General features: G+C 71.1%; 11 protein-coding genes and 3 pseudogenes. 2 read left to right on the forward strand and 12 right to left on the reverse strand.

What is annotated here, in order from left to right; translation table 11 throughout:
• Positions 1-208: 208 nt before the first annotated feature.
• From tpg to IF73_RS0120245, 7 genes and pseudogenes are all read right to left on the reverse strand, one after another.
• Positions 209-769 carry a telomere-protecting terminal protein Tpg gene (gene tpg, locus IF73_RS0120225; RefSeq protein ID WP_031010014.1) on the reverse strand — a complete coding sequence of 187 codons (561 nt, stop codon included), beginning with the start codon at positions 767-769 and terminating at the stop codon, positions 209-211.
• A 4-nt stretch (positions 770-773) separates the two neighbouring features.
• Positions 774-3028, reverse strand: a pseudogene (gene tap / locus IF73_RS37800) (telomere-associated protein Tap).
• Between the two features lie 1152 nt (positions 3029-4180).
• Positions 4181-4279, reverse strand: a pseudogene (locus tag IF73_RS42065) (AAA family ATPase); the annotation flags it as partial.
• Positions 4280-4359: 80 nt separating this feature from the next.
• Positions 4360-4614 (reverse strand): DUF4262 domain-containing protein, encoded by a 255-nt coding sequence (locus IF73_RS42070; RefSeq protein WP_234338287.1) that lies wholly within the window; start codon positions 4612-4614, stop codon positions 4360-4362.
• Entirely contained in the window at positions 4589-4729 is a 141-nt protein-coding gene (locus IF73_RS42075) for a DUF4262 domain-containing protein (protein ID WP_234338299.1), read from the reverse strand. The genes IF73_RS42070 and IF73_RS42075 overlap by 26 nt, the downstream gene beginning before the upstream one ends.
• A gap of 663 nt (positions 4730-5392) precedes the next feature.
• Positions 5393-5665, reverse strand: coding sequence for a hypothetical protein (locus tag IF73_RS0120235; protein ID WP_031010015.1), 273 nt, complete (start codon positions 5663-5665; stop codon positions 5393-5395).
• A gap of 1489 nt (positions 5666-7154) precedes the next feature.
• Positions 7155-7820, reverse strand: coding sequence for a helix-turn-helix domain-containing protein (locus IF73_RS0120245; RefSeq protein WP_158822069.1), 666 nt, complete (start codon positions 7818-7820; stop codon positions 7155-7157).
• A gap of 392 nt (positions 7821-8212) precedes the next feature.
• Between IF73_RS0120245 and IF73_RS0120250 the strand changes: the two genes are divergently transcribed.
• Positions 8213-8956, forward strand: coding sequence for an EcsC family protein (locus IF73_RS0120250; protein WP_051717069.1), 744 nt, complete (start codon positions 8213-8215; stop codon positions 8954-8956).
• 223 nt (positions 8957-9179) lie between these two features.
• Here the strand turns inward: IF73_RS0120250 and IF73_RS0120255 are convergent, their stop codons facing one another.
• From IF73_RS0120255 to IF73_RS42855, 5 genes and pseudogenes are all read right to left on the reverse strand, one after another.
• Positions 9180-11444: an FG-GAP repeat domain-containing protein gene (locus IF73_RS0120255; RefSeq protein WP_031010024.1), complete on the reverse strand. Its 2265-nt coding sequence runs from the start codon at positions 11442-11444 to the stop codon at positions 9180-9182.
• Positions 11445-11563: 119 nt separating this feature from the next.
• Positions 11564-13768, reverse strand: coding sequence for an FG-GAP repeat domain-containing protein (locus tag IF73_RS0120260; protein ID WP_031010026.1), 2205 nt, complete (start codon positions 13766-13768; stop codon positions 11564-11566).
• Between the two features lie 181 nt (positions 13769-13949).
• Positions 13950-14243, reverse strand: coding sequence for a hypothetical protein (locus tag IF73_RS0120265; RefSeq protein ID WP_031010028.1), 294 nt, complete (start codon positions 14241-14243; stop codon positions 13950-13952).
• Positions 14244-14464: 221 nt separating this feature from the next.
• Entirely contained in the window at positions 14465-15439 is a 975-nt protein-coding gene (locus IF73_RS0120275) for a hypothetical protein (RefSeq protein ID WP_158822071.1), read from the reverse strand.
• A gap of 131 nt (positions 15440-15570) precedes the next feature.
• Positions 15571-15651: pseudogene (locus IF73_RS42855) on the reverse strand (IS5/IS1182 family transposase); the annotation flags it as partial.
• A 154-nt stretch (positions 15652-15805) separates the two neighbouring features.
• Here IF73_RS42855 and IF73_RS0120280 point away from each other — a divergent pair.
• Positions 15806-16393 carry a TIGR04222 domain-containing membrane protein gene (locus IF73_RS0120280; protein WP_031010035.1) on the forward strand — a complete coding sequence of 196 codons (588 nt, stop codon included), beginning with the start codon at positions 15806-15808 and terminating at the stop codon, positions 16391-16393.
• Positions 16394-16408 lie beyond the last annotated feature (15 nt).

Below are 16408 nucleotides of genomic sequence, written 5' to 3' on the forward strand. Positions count from 1 at the left end.
CCAGGGTGGCCTGTGCGGGGGGGCAGGCACTGCTGGACGGCCACGGCCGGGCGCTCCTGCTGGGTCTGCTCGCGGTACGCGGCGGCGGCCACAAGACGCTCCTCTCGGTGCTACCCCCACTCGCACGCCCGCCGCGTGCCGGTCTCGTCATCGCCCAGCCCTCCACCGCCCGGCCGGTGCTCTCCAGCCTGCTCGTCCTCGGGGGCGGTCACAGGTCGAACTCGATGTGCTCGACGCCGAGCATGCGTACTTCCTCCAGGCTCGCCGCCCGGGTACCGCGCTGCTGGAAGTACACGTCCTTGAGCGCGTCGGCGACCGCCTGCCGCATCTGCCGCTCGCCGCCGCGCTCCTGGGCATCGAACAGGCGGCCTGCGTGGTGCGGAGGCAGGGCGAGGGTGAGGTGGCGTTCGCGGGCCTCGTCGGTCGTGCCGGCCGCGGCCGCGTAGCCGAGCTGGGCGCGGACGTCGATCATCACGCCCTGGCTCGTCGCGGCCGCCCGCTTCACCCGCTCGCGCACCTTCGGCTGCCACCGTTTGCGGACCTCGGCGGCCATGCGCCCGGCGAGGTCGGGGCGGGGCTTTTTGATCTGGTCTTTCACGTACCGCTCGACGGTGCGCTGGGAGATGCCGAGGAGCTGGGCGACGGCCTTGGTGCCTTTGAGCTGCTTGACGAGGAAGCGCATCTGGGTGCCGGCGGACTGTGGGGGCTTGCGGGTGAACGCCTTCTGGAGCATCTGGTCCAGGGCCTCGCCGACCGACCTGTTCACCATGGGGCTACTCCCCCGAGTCCGGGCCGGCGACGTGGCCGGACTTGATGTAGCGGGCCAGGTTCAGCAGCGGCGCCTGGGTCTGCTCGCGCAGCTGCTCCGCCCACATCGGCGTCTGCGTCCCCTCGTGCTTGACCATGCCCGGGGACACCCCGATCCGGAACGAGCCGGGGATGGTCTTGCCGTCGGGCGTGTAGGGCAGGACGTCGAGCGGGGACGGGCCGGTGGCGGCGTACACCGCGCAGTCGGACAGGACCGCGACCGGGTAGGCGCCGGTCGCGGCGGCGAGGGCGACCATCTTGCGGTGCATGCCGATCCGGGCGCGGGAGATGACGGCGGCGCGGATGTCGGGGCGCCAGGTCGGGCGGGCGAGCGCGGGCCAGGGCTGGCCCGGGCGCCAGCCTCCGCCGCGGGCCTTCTCCTGGAGCTTGCCGATCCCGCCCTTGACCGTGTTCTTGATCGCCCCGAGCACGATCGCGGCTTCGGGGTCGCGGGTCTTGTAACCGTCCATCGCGGCCAGGAACTGGTCCGGTGTCGTCTTCTCGGGGACGCCGAGGTCGCCCATGGTGGCGATGTAGGCGTCCCGCAGGCGCTGGTACCAGCCGTCCAGGTAACGGCCGGCGTCCGGGCGGAGCCACGCCTCCAGTGGCTGGACCTGGTAGCCGAGTTCGACGGCGTAGGCGACGGTCGGGGTCGAGTACCACGCCGGTCCAGTGGGGGTCTCGCCGGTGGGGGTGAACGGGCTCGGGAGCAGGTCGCCGCGCAGGTCGGCCCACTTCTTGCCGACCATGACGCGGGAGAGGTCGACGTGGGAGAGGTCGACCAGCCACGAGCCGGGCACCGCCGGGTCGAAAACGGGGGCGGTGACATGGACGGGCGGGGTGGCCAGGCCGACGGGCAGGCCGTTCGCGGCGGCGGCGAAGGCCATGTTGACGTCGATGCCCACCAGGCACGGCTGCAGGCACTCCTCGTCCGTCAGCTCCCGTGCCCAGTCGTATGCCTCCTCGAAGAGGCGCTCTTCGGGGCCGCGGACATGGAAACGCGGCAGGTGCGCGAGGACCGGGTGACCATCGACCGCCTCACACGGCGCCGGATCCAGCGGCTCCTTGCCGAGCGAGCCGGGGTTGTGGGCGCTGTGGCGGCGGCCGTCGGCGTCCGGGGCGGAGGCGCGGGTCGGCGGGTGCAGCGCCGTCATCAACTCCAGGCCGGTCACGGCTGTGGAGCCGCGCGGGGTGAGGACGCGGGAGGCGTACAGGCCCAGCGTCCGCGCGAGTTCCGCGGGCGGCAGGTCGGCGGCGTGGCCCCAGGAGCGGGCGTCGAGCGCCTGCCACGAGGGGATGCACAGCTGGACGCAGGACCGCTGCCCGCCCTGGGCGGGGCGGTAGATCCTCGCCACGGGCCGAACCCGCGCCGAGTCAGCTGCCACTCCGCCGCGGCCAGCTGCTCCAGGACGGGGTGGTCGGCGGGCAGCCGGCCCGCCACACGCTCGTCGTCGGACAGCCGGGCCGGCAGGCCGAAGAACTCCAGCGCCGTCGGAGTCAGAGCAAGCAGAGGGTCGGCGTCGCGGCCCCAGGGATCCAGCCGCGGCGCGCCCAGGCGCGCCTCGGTCAGCGTCCACTCCACCAGAGCCGGCAGGGTCCGGGCGGAGACGTCGAGGACCAGACCACCGGTGCAGTACGTGGACACCTGCCCGGCCGCGTCTGCGTCGATGACGGCGAGCGGCCCGTTCACGAACCGCGGATCCACCGCCGCGGACCGCTGGGCAGCCGCAGCCGGACGACCACGCCCGGTGGCCGCGCGCGCAGCGGGACGCTTCGGCGCCGATTCCGGGCGAGATACGCTCGGCCGCGGAGGGGCCGGGGAGGAGCTTGGACCAGCTGCCGCCACCACACGGGCCGCAGCGGGCGCGGGGGCGGGGGTCGCCGTGGCCGGCCGCTCCTCGACGGCAGGGGCGGGGGTCGCCGTGGCCGGCCGCTCCTTGACGGAAACGGGGGCAGCGGCGGAGGTGGGGTACTTCTTCGCCCAGCCCTCCAGCAGCGCCAGATAGGGCCCCCGGCGGGGCGGACGCGGCTCGGAACGTCCCGACTCCCAGTTCTTCACCGTCTGCGGAGTCGTCTCCAGAACACGCGCGAGCGCGGCCTGCGTGACACCGGCCGCCTCACGCAGCCGCGCCCGTTCAGCAGGCTCCGGGAACGGCGGCCCTCCGGCCAGCAGCTCCTCCACAGCCCTGAACAGGGCCTCCTCCTTCGGATCCCTCTTCACGCTTCACCTCCGGGAGGACCCTATCAGTTTTAACCTTAGATTTGCGGTTGGAATTTGCAGAGCAGTCACAAATGAACAGTTCATCGCCCCTTAATCACAAATCCGTCTGGAGCCTGTTTGGCGCGTTCGGGAGGGAACGGCAGACATTCACCCGACACGACCACGGGGCCCGTTCCCGGAGCTGGCCGACCGGCCGCTTCCACTCACCGCCCGGTGGTAAGCGCAGCCCCGGCGCCCCATCAGGTCGCCTATCAGCAGGGCTATTCACCTGGGAAAACAGGGGGTCGGCCTATCAGGTCCACGGACCCGCTCACCACGAGGGAACCGCTCACCACACCCCCGGCAAACCCCCGTCGGCGATGCCGGGCCACGGCGCTGGTCTCGCCCAATCCGCGCTGGAGCGGTCGTCTACTACTGGCACGGCCGAGTTCATCACGCCCCGGGGCGCGGCGGACTGATACTCAGGGACTGGTCCTTCGCCTGCCCCGGCTGCCGGGCCCGCGTCGACACCGAGGACTGGCCCCAGGCTGATCGCCTATGCCGGCCCCGGGCGCCTGGGGCATCCACGACCACCACACACCCGTCGCCGTCGTCCTCTCCTCCGGGCACCGATCCCGAGGCCGGGGTGAAGCCAACTACCGCCGGACCGTTCGGGCCAGGCGGGGCTGGCTCTGTTCACGTGTAGTCGCGAACTGGCTTTGTTCACGAGGATTTTTGATGTCGATAGCGTGTGCGATCGCGGGTTGCGGGGTCTGCTTCATAATCCAGCTGTGGACATATCCGATGAGGGACAGCCACTCGATCCCGTCTGGCTTGAGATCAACAACAATGTGTGTGGTGGCCTGGCAGGAGCCCCGAGTGCATCGCTGGTGGCCGAGCGCTTCATTGGGGCTGGCTGGAGCTCCCAATCAGGCTCGTCGTGGGAGTCGTATGAGGTCGAGACCAGCTGGTGCCGCATCGAGGTCGACCCGACCGACGGGGACACACTCCTGAACGGAATTGTCGATCCTCAACGGTTCGAGGATCTGGCTGCGCTGCTGACCCGGTTCGGCCTGCGGTTCAGCCTTGAGCTCTATGACGATGACGGGGGACTGCTGCGGGAGATCGAAGCTGGAACCCCGCCAACGCCTCGTGACGTAGCTGCTCAGCCTTTCAGCCGGCTGCTCGCTCCGCTTGGGCTCGGGTGGAGGCGAGGCGGTAGGAGTCGGTGCCGGTCTCGATGATGGTGCCGTTGAACGTGAGCCGGCCGATTCGAACGCCTACGCAAGATGATCTTGCTTCAGTAGCGTATCGCTCGGGTGCCGGCTCCCCGGCTTCCCGACCCCTTGAGGTCAGATCCCGACAGGATGGTCACTCGGAGGCAGCCACAGCTGAGGCTGTGACTCGCGATGCCTCTCGTCAGCCTGCTCGTCCCAGTGGAAACGGCCATTCACGTCGGGCCACGCGACTTGCAGTACGGGGAGAGGCGGCCGACGGTAGAACCCGATGGCCCGTCCGAAGAAGGTCCGGTACCAGCCGCGGTCAACGTGCCTGAGCGCGACCTGATAACCATCGACAACATCAGGATGGCTCTGGCCATCCGCCAAGTCCCTCGCCCGCGGTGGACTTCTCTCCGAGTGTGTTGAGCATGCGGTGCATGACGTGAATATCGAGCCCGAACATGGCGAGCTCAGGCCCGCCGTACGTGTGCGCAAGGCCGATCGTGTAGGCGAATCCAGGACCGTTCGTCTTCGGGAACCATCACGACGTGCCATCCGTGCTGCTGCACATGCTCGATGATCGTCAGATCCACGCGGTCCGCCTCATCCCGGTCGCCGTAGTCATGGCAGAGGACACAGCGGCACTGGAACGGATCATCAGTCATGTGCGGAGGGTACGAGGTGAGCATTCACGTCGACCAATCGGGGCTCGGACCCCTCTCAACCGAACAACACCGTCACCCTCCGCGACGGTTCCCCAAGATCTGTGCCAGAACCCCGTTCTCGTGAACAAGCCACGCGAACAAAGCCACGGGGCTGTGACCGCCGGTGGTAAGCGTGGTGGTAAGCGACGACGGGCCGTGGTGAGTGCCCCTCCAGGTCCGCGTTTCGGGGTCGTGCGTTGCTGCGGTCGGCGGTTGCGGCCGCTCCGCCGGCGCAGTCCCGGGCGCCGCGGACCATGGGAGGGGATCGTCGGAAGCCAGGACGCCGGCAGGGGATACGACACCGGCTGGGACGTCGCCGCGGCATCTGAGGCCGGCCGTCGCGGCGACGTCGGCTGGGGATTCGATCCGGAGAGGGGACGTGGACGGCGCCCGCTGATCTCGCGCACAGCAGGAGGGCCCGCCCGAGGAGTCCCGGGCGGGCCCTCCTGCTGTGCGCGGGGCTATCGGGCGGAGCCGGCCTCCACGGCGGCGCCGGCGGCCTGGACGGCCGCATCCCACTGGGCGTCTTTGGCGGCGCGGGCACGGCGGACGTGGACCTCGCACCGGTCGCAAAGCGGTCCGAGAGGGCCGATCTCCAGCAGCGGCGCCCCGCAGCCGGCGCCGTCGTGCCCGGCGCACCGGCCGACCGGCTCCACGAGGGCGGGTGCGGTGTCGGCGCAGCGGCGGCAGGGGGTGCCGTCCGGGGTGCGGTAGCGGTGGCACGACGGGCACAAACGGCCAGCCGGCGCACTCGGCGCACAGGTCCATGCCGGCCTCCGGCGGCCGGCCGCACTCGGTGCACTCCGCCATCACCCGCCGGATCCCCGCCCCGGTGGCGCCGCTGCGCGTCTCGCTCTGCTCAGGAACGTAGGCGGGGGCGGCGGGCAGGGCGGTGATGCGGGCGGAGACGACGGCGCCGGCGCTGGTACGGACCGGGCCCTCGAACGGGGCGGCGAGCGCGGCAAGGAGCGTCTCGGCGGTCCAGGCGGTGCGGTTGAGGAGGGCGTCGAGACGGCGGGCCTGGTCGGCCAGCGGCCGGCCCGCCAGCGCGAGCGCGGGCACCTGGGCACCTGGGCACCTGGGCACCTGGGCGGTACAGCACATCGAGACCGGCCGTCATCACCGGCCGCTCCCCCACCGCCTCGTCCTGCCGCTCTTCTCCGTCCGCGCACCCGGCCCGCAGCCGGTCCTCCTCGTGCACCCGCCGCAGTCCTTCGTCCGTCCGTCCTTCCGTCCTGCCCTCCGTGTTCCCCCCGCCCTCTACTGCCTGAGGGGACGGACGGACGGACGTGACGGTGTCTGAGCGGTAGGACTGAGCGGGAGTTCGCGATCTTGCAGGTCAGCCCCCGAATCCGGGTCAGAATTCTGACCCGCACCCCCCGGGCCGGAATTCTGACCCGCCCCCGCCACGCTGGTCTGCGGCCTCGTCCCGGCCTCCTCCTCGCGGGCTGCGCGGCGGGCCTGGGCCAGCTCCCGCTCCCGCGCACGTGCCGCGAGCGCAGCCTCCTTCGCGGCCGGGCGGATGTCGTCCAGGACGTCGAACGCGTTGCGCGGCCCGGCGTACGAGCGGCGCGGCATCAGGTTGATCCTCATCCGCAGCCCCTGCCCGGCCGCCAGGGCCCGCGAGGACGTGGTGAGCCGGTGCCCCTCGGGAGTCGTGACCAGACCCACCCCCGTCAGCTGGTCGAGCAGACCACGGATCCGCGACCCGCTCGACGGCTCCGGCCGCTCCCCCGGCCCCACCGCCTTGCGCGGCAGCAGAGCACAGCTCCGCCAGCGTCAGCTTGCGCACCGGCCCCTGCTTGTCGATCACCAACGACCGCAGGATCAGGTAGAGGCGGACCGCCGGATCGCCGTGCTCGGGGCAGACCGCGACCCAGTCGCGTACCTGCGAGGCATACCAGCCGTCCTCGTCGACCGGCGGGTACAGCTCGACGGCGGACGGGGTGTCGTGGCTGGGCACGGCCGGCCTTCCTTCCACCCCGCACGGTGCGGGGATGCGGTGCGGCCCCGAAAGGGGCGTCGTACGAGGTCACCGCATCCTTCGACCGCCCCCTCACCACCCCCTGACCGCCAGCGACCAGTCGCCGTCACAAGCCCATAACTCCTGGCGGTAAGCCCGGTGGTAAGCGGTGCCGGCCTCTCAAGGCCGGGCCTGGCTCTGGTTCACACCGAAGGACCGGCTCTCATATGACGCGACAAAATCAGGCGGGGATAGCGGGGTCAGAGCTGCCGGGTCATGGCGAGTCGGTGTCTCAGCTCGCGGGAGCGCCGGCTGGCGGTGTGCCGGTCGCTCTCGCCGAGGACGCCGCCGAAGGCGGCCATGAGGCCGCCGACCCGTGCCTGGGTGGTGTCGGGCTGGGCGGGACCGGCGGCTCCGGCGGCCTGGGCCGCCTGCTCCCACATGGGACGGAAGAAGGCCGGCTCGCCGTCGAGGGCCAGGACGAGGAGCTGCAGGGTGGGCCAGTCCGGGAGGCGTATACCGCGGAAGAAGTCGCGGAGCTGGCTCTCTGTCAGGACGTTCCCCGTCGTTGCTGTCAGGACACGGAAGCTGGGGCGGGAGGCGCGCTGGTAGAGGAAACGGATGGCGGAGACCAGAGGGCTGGGTACGTTCCCGTCGCCGGGCGCCGCCGGCTCGCCGGTGTCGCTCCGCCGGTTCTGTTCGTCGTCCCAGAGTTTGCGAAGCACGTCGCCGTCGGCACCGAGGGCCTGGCCGATCCTTTCCGTGCGGGCCAGGGTCGGCACCTTCTCGCCGGAGAGGACCCGGCTGAGGAAGCTTGCCGAGACGTGAGCCCGTCTGCTCAGTGCGCAGAGGCAGGCCGCTGGAGCGGTGGAGCTGGGAGAGGACGGGGGCGAGCTGGTTCGACACCCTGCGGGGTGTGCGGACAACGGGTGGCGGGGCGCTCTCGTCTTCGGCAGGGTCCTGCATCGCGTCGGCGACGGCTTCGGTCTTGCCTGATTCGGCCACGAGCAGACGCTGGACCTTCTCGGGGTGGAAGGACTTGCGGAGCGTCTCGGGGCTGGTCTTCATGACGTGTCCGAGGATGTCCCAGGGGATGTGCCGTCGGCGGGCGAGGAAGACGAGGCCGGCGACGAGGGCGTCGACACGGCGCTGGATCTGTACGGCGGTCTCCACGTACTCGACGGCCGAGGCGAGCGGGCCGGGCTGGAGGAGCCGGACGAGGTGCCGAGCGTCGGTGTTGAGGTCCTCGGCCAGCCCGGCAAGGTGGTTGTGGAGAAGTTCCAGTGCCGGCGCCTGGACGGGCTTGTCATCCTCTTCAATGATCTCGACCAGTCAGTCGAAGGCGGCCCTCGAGCAGATCGACGCTGTCCGTGGACGAGCGGCGAGTTGGTACTACCCGGCCGCCGCAGCGCTCTCGGGAGCGGGCGCAGGGCTTGTGATCTCCGGAGGACAGCTCGCCGTCGCCGCCTCCGCCGGCGCAGCGGCAGCGCCCTCGGGAGGCGCGATCGTCGGCGCTTTCACCGCTGATGCCGCGGTCGTCCTCGGACTCGCGTCTCGCTCCGTCGGCCAGATCTCGCTGCTCTACGGCTACGACCCGGAAGAGCCCGCCGAGAAGCTCTTCGTGATGTCTGTCGTCAACGCGGGGACAGCGACGTCGGCTACTGCTAAAACCGCTGCGATGGCCGACATCTCACGGCTCACCCAAGCACTCGTCCGTGGCAAGGCGTGGGACGTCCTGAACGAGGCGATCGTTGCCAAGGTCTCTCAGCAGTTTGCGAAGGCATTCGGCTTTCGCCTCACCAAGAAGGGACTTGGCAAGGCCGTACCCGCGTTCGGGATCATCGTCGGAGGCACCCTTAACTGGACCACCTTGGAGGCGATCGTCGACGCCGCTGACACGGCGTACCGGCGGCGGTTCCTCCTTGAGAAGTACCCACATCTCGGTGAGGGGGAAGAATCTGAATCGTTCCCTGATGTCGGCCCAGAGGCTCAGGACGATGCCGACGAGGAGATCAGCCTGCTTGGCGAGCTCGCAGAGGCGGGCGGCCCCGACCTCCGCTGAACCGACGCGGTTCACATGCTTCGAGCTGCGGATGGAGCCGAGAGGGCGGGCACGTACGGGTGGAGCTGTCGGACGCGCGCGGCGAGTGCCGGCCGTTACCGTCCCGGGAGCCGGACGAGGGTGGCTACGGGCTGCTGCTCGTAGCCACCCCCGCGACGGCGTGGGGCGTCAGGGACTGGACGGTCGGCAAGACGGTCTGGGCGACCGTGCCCGCCGGTAGGTATCAGGCGAAGAGGTTGAACCAACGGCTGTCCTGGACGAGGTTCACTCCCTCTCCAGGGCGGAACGGCCCCTGCCACGCGCCCGTGCCCCGGTAGAGGAACGGTGCCGGGATGGCGTCGTTGACGTCGGCCGCGTACAGGTCGGGCCTGCCGTCGCGGTCGGCGTCGCCGGAGCCGATCAGGTCGTCGTAGCGCTGCCAGCCGCCGCCGATGCGGGTCCGGGCGGCGACGGTGCCGTCGCCCTTGCCGAGGTAGAGCCAGAGGACGCCGGTGCGGTCGCGGGCGACGAGGTCGCCGTGGGCGGTGCCCGCGAGATTACCGGTCGCGGCGATCCGGTCGTACGTCTGCCAGCCGCCGCTCCCGATCAGGCGGCGGGCGGCGAAGGGCTCGGTCGCGGAGCCCGTGCTCCGGTACAGCCAGAGGCGGCCGGACCCGTCGGTGGCGACGAGGTCGGGGCGGCCGTCACCGGTGAGGTCGCTCCCGCCCGTCAGGAGGGTGTACGTCTGCCAGCCGCCGCCGATCCGGGTGCGAGTGGTGAACGGGGCCTTGCCGTTGCCGGTGCCCTGGTACAGCCAGAGCACCCCGCTCCGGTCGCGGGCGACGACCTCGGGGGCGGCGGCCCCGGCGATGTTGCCGGTGGCCTCGATCCGGTCGTACGCCTGCCAGCCGCCGCCGACGAGCGAGTCCGGGTTCTGGTAGGTCTCTCGCCACTCCTCCCGGTAGTGGACGTCCTGGAGCCACAGGTTGCCGGATTCGTCGCGGGCCAGGATGTCCGGGGAGCCGTCGCTGTCGTAGTCGTGCGCGCCGGTCTTGCGGGTGACCGTGAAGGAGCCGGACGCCTTCAGTGTGGGCCCGACGCGGTTGAGCGGGCTCGCGCTGATCTCCCAGGTGTACGGGCCGGCCGAGGCGGAGGTCCAGAAGTTGGGGGCTCCCTGCCAGTTGAGCGTGCCGTTCCAGTCGAACCGGGTCGGCTGCGGGTCCACGCCCTGCTCCGGCTGGGCGACGTACTCCGTGATCGACTCGCCCGTGCGGGTGTGGCGGAGGGTGACCCACATGGTGACGTTGGTCCGGCTGAGCTCCCAGGACATGGGGAGCTTGCCGCCGGTGAGGTCGAGGTCTACCTTCGTGGGGACGGCCTGGCCGAGCAGCGTGACCTGCGTCGGCTCGCCCGTCGCGGCGATCCGGGTGGCGACCGGGACGCCGTCCGTGCCGGGCGCGACCCGGTAGAGGCCCTCGCCGCCGGTGACTGTGCCGCCGACGAAGCCGAGGGTGCCGTCGGCGGTGTCGAAACCGGACACCGTGTGGTCGAGGAGTTTGCGCGTGGTGGTGCCGGTGAGGCTGCGGGCGGTCAGCGGGATGAGCGTGCTCGCTTCCTCCGCCAGCAGCCCTCCGGGCCGGGAGTAGGTGACCCAGTCCCCGGCAAGGCCGAGGAGCAGCCTCCCCGATGTGGGCATCGGGAAGCGCTGGACCTTTTGGGTGGAGCGGTCGAGGACGACGACGCTCGTACCCGCACCCGACTCGTACTCGGTCCAGGCGACGTGCCCGGAGGAGAGAGCGTAGGCGAATTCCTCCATCGAGCCTTCGGCCGGGACCCGGTGGGAGGAGGTCACAGTGGCGGAGTCGAGGTCCACGATCGCCAGGTGCTTGGCGACTGCTGTCGTCCCCTCACCGGTGAAGTACTTCACCAGCGCCTCGCCGTCGGCGCCCGCCACCGCGAACAGATCGGACGCGTCCGCGGGCAGCCCGGTCACCGTTCGGCGCACCGGTCCGTCCGTGCTGGGGGAGTAGACGTCCAGGGGGCCGTGGCCCGAGAGGTCGGCCCGGACGAAGAGGTGGGAGCCGACGGCTCCCGCGTACCGGTCCCAGTCCAGAGGCAGCGAGAAGAGGTCCGTGCCCGTGGCCAAGTCCCTCAGGGTGGTGGTGGAACGGTTCTGGAGGACCGCGATGTCCGAGTCGCGGGAGAGGTAGGTGCGGGGCTGGTACGGGACGGTGGTCACCGCCCCGTCGGCCAGGCGGGTCCAGCGCCGGAGGGCGAAGTCGTCCGCGTCCTGGCTCAGGAACCCGGTCCGGCCCATGCCCAGGACCTTGTCGCCGGGCTTGAGGACGGGCGCTGTGGCGTCCGTCGGCGCCGCGGGCGCGGTGACGGGCAGGGAGCCGGTCCCGGTGGCGGCGCCGGCCGGGAGGACGGCGGGGCCGGCGGTGGCCGTCAGGACGACGGCGACGACCGCGCCGAGACGGCGGTGTGCGGTGTATCTGGGGCGAGCCAAGGAAGGAAGCCTCTCAGAGGGAGGGGTGGAGGGGGCGAGAGCGAGAGGGTCAGTAGAGCTGCGCGTCGCTCCACAGCGAGCCGAGGTAGTCCGTCAGGTCCGGGGGTTCCGCGGCCTTCTCAGAAGACCAGCCCGTTGTCGTCGTTGAAGGTGTTCGGAGTGCCCAGCTTCCGCCTCGGGGCGAAGGGCGCGCGCACGTCGCCGGTGCCCTTGTAGTAGGAGAGGGACTGGCCCCTGTACAGCGCCTTCCCGTCGACGAGCAGGTCGGCGCGGCCGTCCCGGTCGGCGTCGCCGATGCCGACGATCTCGTCGTACTCCTGCCAGCCGCCGCCGATCCGGGTGCGGGCGGTGAAGGTGCCGTCGCCCTTGCCGAGGTACAGCCAGAGGACGCCGTCCCGGTCGCGGGCGACGAGGTCGCCGCCGCGGGCTCCGGCGATGTTCCCGGTGGCGGTGATCTTGTTGTACGTCTGCCAGCCGCCGCCGATCCTGACGCGGGGCGCGAAGGGCTTCGTGGCGGTGCCCGTGGAGCGGTAGAGCCACAGGACGCCGGTCTTGTCGGCGGCAAGGAGGTCGGTGCGGCCGTCGCCGGTCAGGTCGGAGCCGGCGGTGATCTTGTCGTAGGTCTGCCAGCCGCCGCCGACCTCGACCCGGCGGGCGAACGAGGTGCCGGTGCCCTGGTAGAACCAGAGGACGCCGGAGCGGTCGCGGCCCACCACGTCGGCGAAGCGGGAGCCGGCGACGTCGCCGGTGGAGACGACGCGGTCGTACGTGTTCCAGCCGCCGCCGTGGTCGGTCCGCTCGGACACGTCCGTGAACTGGGAGAGGATCTGCCGGAAGTCGTACGACAGCAGCCGGCCACCGTCGTTGCGGACCAGGAGGTCCGGGGCGCCGCTGTCCGAGTAGTCGTGCGGTCCGGTGCCGCTGTCGACGGTGAGGGTGCCGGTCCGGACGAGGTCGGGGCCGATGCCGTTGAGGGGCTTGGCGGTCAGCGTCCAGGTGTAGGCGCCGTTGCGGGCGGCCGACCAGTCGGGGAAGACGCCGTCCCAGGTGGCGGCGGCGAGCCCGATGTTCCCGTTGACGAGCTCCTTCCCCCTTGTCCACCGCTTGCCGGTCGCCTTGTGGACGAGCTCGAAGTCCGCCACCGCGTTGTTCCGGCCGACGTGCCAGATCAGGGTCGGCTGCGGCGCGTCCGTACGGAAGCTCAGAGTGGTGGGGACCGACTCGTACGTCAGCGTCAGCGCGGTGGCCAGACCGCTGCTCGCGCGGAGCGTCGCGGCCGGCCGGCCGTCCGCGCCGGGGGCGATCCGGTAGACGCCCTCGCCGCCGGCCAGGGTTCCGCCCTGGACCGTGCCGGAGCCGTAGAGGGCCTTCGTACTGTCCATGACCTTGACCGCGTCCCCGCCCGCGAGCGGGCGGGCCATGAGCGCGAACAGCGGGTTCGGCGCGGAGGCGTCGGCTCCGCCATGCAGCGTGTACGTGGCCCAGTCGCCCATGATGTCGACCCGGAGGCCGGTGCCGGTGCCGGTGAGCGGGGTCCGGACCGTGGCGGTCTCGCCGCGGCGGGCCGAGACGACGGTCAGCCGGCCCTGCGCGTCCTTCTCGGCCCAGGCGACGTGGGTGGCGGAGGCGCTGACGTCGGTGGCGGAGGCGGGCAGAGCCCGGTCGTCCGCGATCGTGCCGGTGGCCAGGTTGACGACGGCGAGGCGCCGCTGGACCGTCCCGCCGACCGTGCCGGTGTACGCGAGGGCGAAGACGTCGGGCACGGACAGGTCGTAGGTCCCGAAGGCGGCGTCCGCGGGCAGGCCGGCGACCTCGTGGTCGACGATCCTGCCGTCGTCGCCGACCGAGACCAGGTGCAGGCTCGTGCCCCCGGAGCCGTCCTTGACCGCCAGGAGGAGGGTCTTCCCGGCCGCCCTGAGGAGGTCGGAGGCGGGGCCGAGGGGCGAGGTGTCGACGGCGACGGGCGCGGCGCCCGTCGCCATGTCGCGCAGCTCGTAGGAGGTGGGGCCGTTCTGCTTCACGACGATGTCGCTGCCGACGGACCCCCGGTACGTGCCCGCCGGCAGCTCGACGGTGCCGCCGTCCGCGTACCGGGTCCAGGTGAAACGGTCGCGCGCCTGCTCGTGGACGGTCAGGAAGCCGGACGGGCCGCCGCCGCGCAGAAGCCCTTTCTCGGGCACGCGCACGGCCTGCTCCTGTGACAGGTCGGCGGCCGCCGACGGACCGGTCGCGGCGGGCGCCGCCACGGCGGGGGCGGCGGAGGCACCGCCGGCCGTCACGGCGAGTACGAGGGTGACGGCGACTGCACGGACGTTGTGGGACAACGGAGACGTTCCTCCCCAGGAGTGCGGGCGTGGCGCGACACGCCACGCCCGCATGACTCGTGAGGAGATCGAATGGTTGTACGCCGCCTCAGAAGACGATCCCGGAGCCGAGCACGGTCCGCTGGTGCTGGAGCGTGACGCCGGGCTTGAAGGAGGCGTCCACCAGGCCCGAGTTGGCGTACTAGCGGCCCACGGTGGCGGTGAGGGCGTACAGGTCCACCCGGCCGTCCCGGTTCTGGTCGTCGAAGGGCGAGAGGTGGGTGAACTGCTGCCAGCCGCCGCCGATCTGGCGGCGGGCGGTGAAGGTGTCGTCGCCCTTGCCGAGGTAGAGCCAGAGGACGCCGGGAGTGTCGCGCGCGAGGAGGTCGCCGCCGGTGGCTCCGTCGATGTCCCCGGGCGCGGAGAGGAGGTTGAGCTGAGGCCGAGGTAAGGTCAGGACTCTGTGGCTGGCGTGGGCTTTACGCTCGCTCGCCACGCCTCTGCTGCTGCGTGACCGAGGGGCGGGCCACCGCCTCCACCGGCCGTGACCGCCTGAATCGGTCGCCCCACCACCGCATGCGCGGCAGCATGCGCCACGAGGTAGGTATCCGATCGGCCACCACGGACCGGAAGATGCGCCGCAGACCGGGCTCGAAGCACTCGTTCCGGAAGAGGTCCGCCACCGCAGCATCCCACTCCTCCGGGGGTGGGAAGGCATCAGCCATCGAATCTGATCCAGGGGACGTCGAACTGCCCGAGAGGGCGCAGGGCGCTGCGGTGGAGGGCGCCGATGCTAACAGCGGCTTCGCCGTCCTCTCCCGGGCCGTCCGAGAGTGCGACCACGATGCCGGGGCCGGTGAGGAAAGTCGTCGGATCGAGTGGTGCCATGAAGGGCCGCTGCGGGACGTCCCGCAGCACGGAGCGGAGCAGGGGGACGATGTCGTCGGCGGAGGCGACGGCCTGTGCCAGGTAAGGAGCACTGAAGGTCGCCTCGTGCAGAACGAACTGGAGCAGGAACCTGCTCAGCGGCTCCTGCTCGGGCAGTGCCTCGTCGTCCCGGACGAGCAGGACGGTGTGCTCTCCGTTCTCCGTGTCCGGACGGCGTGGGCAGCACCATGACCAGCATCCCTGCCCCTCGCAGGCGAACGAGAAGTGCTCCTCGCCCCGGCCACACCGGTCGGGCTCCGGTTCGTGCACGTAGTTGTGCGAACCCAGGATTCCCGGCCGCTCTTCGGCCAGGCGGTAAAAGGCAGCCAGCGCGGCCGGCACAGCCTCCGCCGACGTGTTGATGCTCGGTTGTCGGGACCGGGCGAACCACGACTCGACGAACAGCGTCAACGCCTCCTGCGGACGCGCCGCCACGAGATCCACCCACGTCGGTGTGGGCAGTACCGAATCGGGAGCGGAGGGCCGGACCACCTCCAGCACCCCGCTGGCCAGCGGCTCGATGAACTCGAACTCGTAGCGGCCGGGCCCCCAGTGGCGGAACTCGGCTCGTCCGAGCAGCAAGCAACCGATACCGACTCTGATGGCGATGCTCACCGGCCGCTGCCGGAGTTCGTTGAAGCTCCAAACGTCCCGGTAGCCGGTCAGCGCCTCGCTGATGTCTGCGGGTACCTCGCCGACCAGACGAAACTGGTCCCGACTCCAGACGCCGCTGGACGCCGGGGCGTCATTGGCATCGGCGATCATCTGGATCTCCGTGGCACCGACGATCAACGAGGCGCCGGTCAGGTTGAGTTCCCGGCGGCCCCGACATAGGCAGGCAGTCCGTACTGCCCGCACCCACGACGGTGCGGGATGACCAGACCCCTGCCCCATTAGCCGCCGTCAGCGACCACAGTGATGCGGCCGACGGCGGCTTTGGCGCCTGACAGCTCCCGTGCCATGCAGCCATTGCGGTCTGATTCCTGGCTCGGATGCGGCTGTCTCTGACGTCTTGAAGCTCAGAGGAAGCTCTGAACGGGGGTAAAGGCTCGCCTGAGCGGCAGTGTCGGCGCGATCATGCGGGCGACGGCCGTCTGATGGAACGGTATGTGAGACAGAGGGGGGCACGGGATGACACGGATGTTCCGGCGCGGAGGAGCGGACAGCGGCGGCGAGGACCTGGACCTGTACCAGTACGCCTACCTTGCCGGCGGGGGGCTGCGGGTCGCGGAGAGTGTGGTTGTCTCCCTCACCGAGCGCAGGACTCTGTCCCTGGGGGCAGCCCGCCTGCGCGTCATCGGCGAGGAACACCCCGAACATCCAGTGGAACTCGCCGTCATCGCCGCCTGCCCGCGCAGCAAGCCGATTCGGGAGGTGATCGAGGCCGTCAGGCACTCCTCCGAGGTCGACGAATTCGCTCGCGGCCTCGTCTCCCTGGGGCTGGTGCGCCGCTGGCGACGGAAACCCACCCGAGCCGGACAGCGATGTCTCGCGTACGCGGCCGCAGCGGGACGTGTGCCCGCGTACGCGCTTCACGGCCCCGCCGCACTCGTTACTGGCTCCGCCCGGCGCGGGTCGCTCGACACCCACCTTGTACCTGACGACCTCGGGCGCACCCTGATCCGCATGGGCAAAGCCCTTGACGACGGCCGCGGCCACGGCACGGACAGCAGTGCGGATGGAGGTGGAATTGGCGGAGGCGGTGGGGGCGGTGACTGACAGCGGTGACTGGCC

Source organism: Streptomyces sp. NRRL F-5727, assembly GCF_000719555.1.
Taxonomy (GTDB): Bacteria; Actinomycetota; Actinomycetes; order Streptomycetales; family Streptomycetaceae; genus Streptomyces.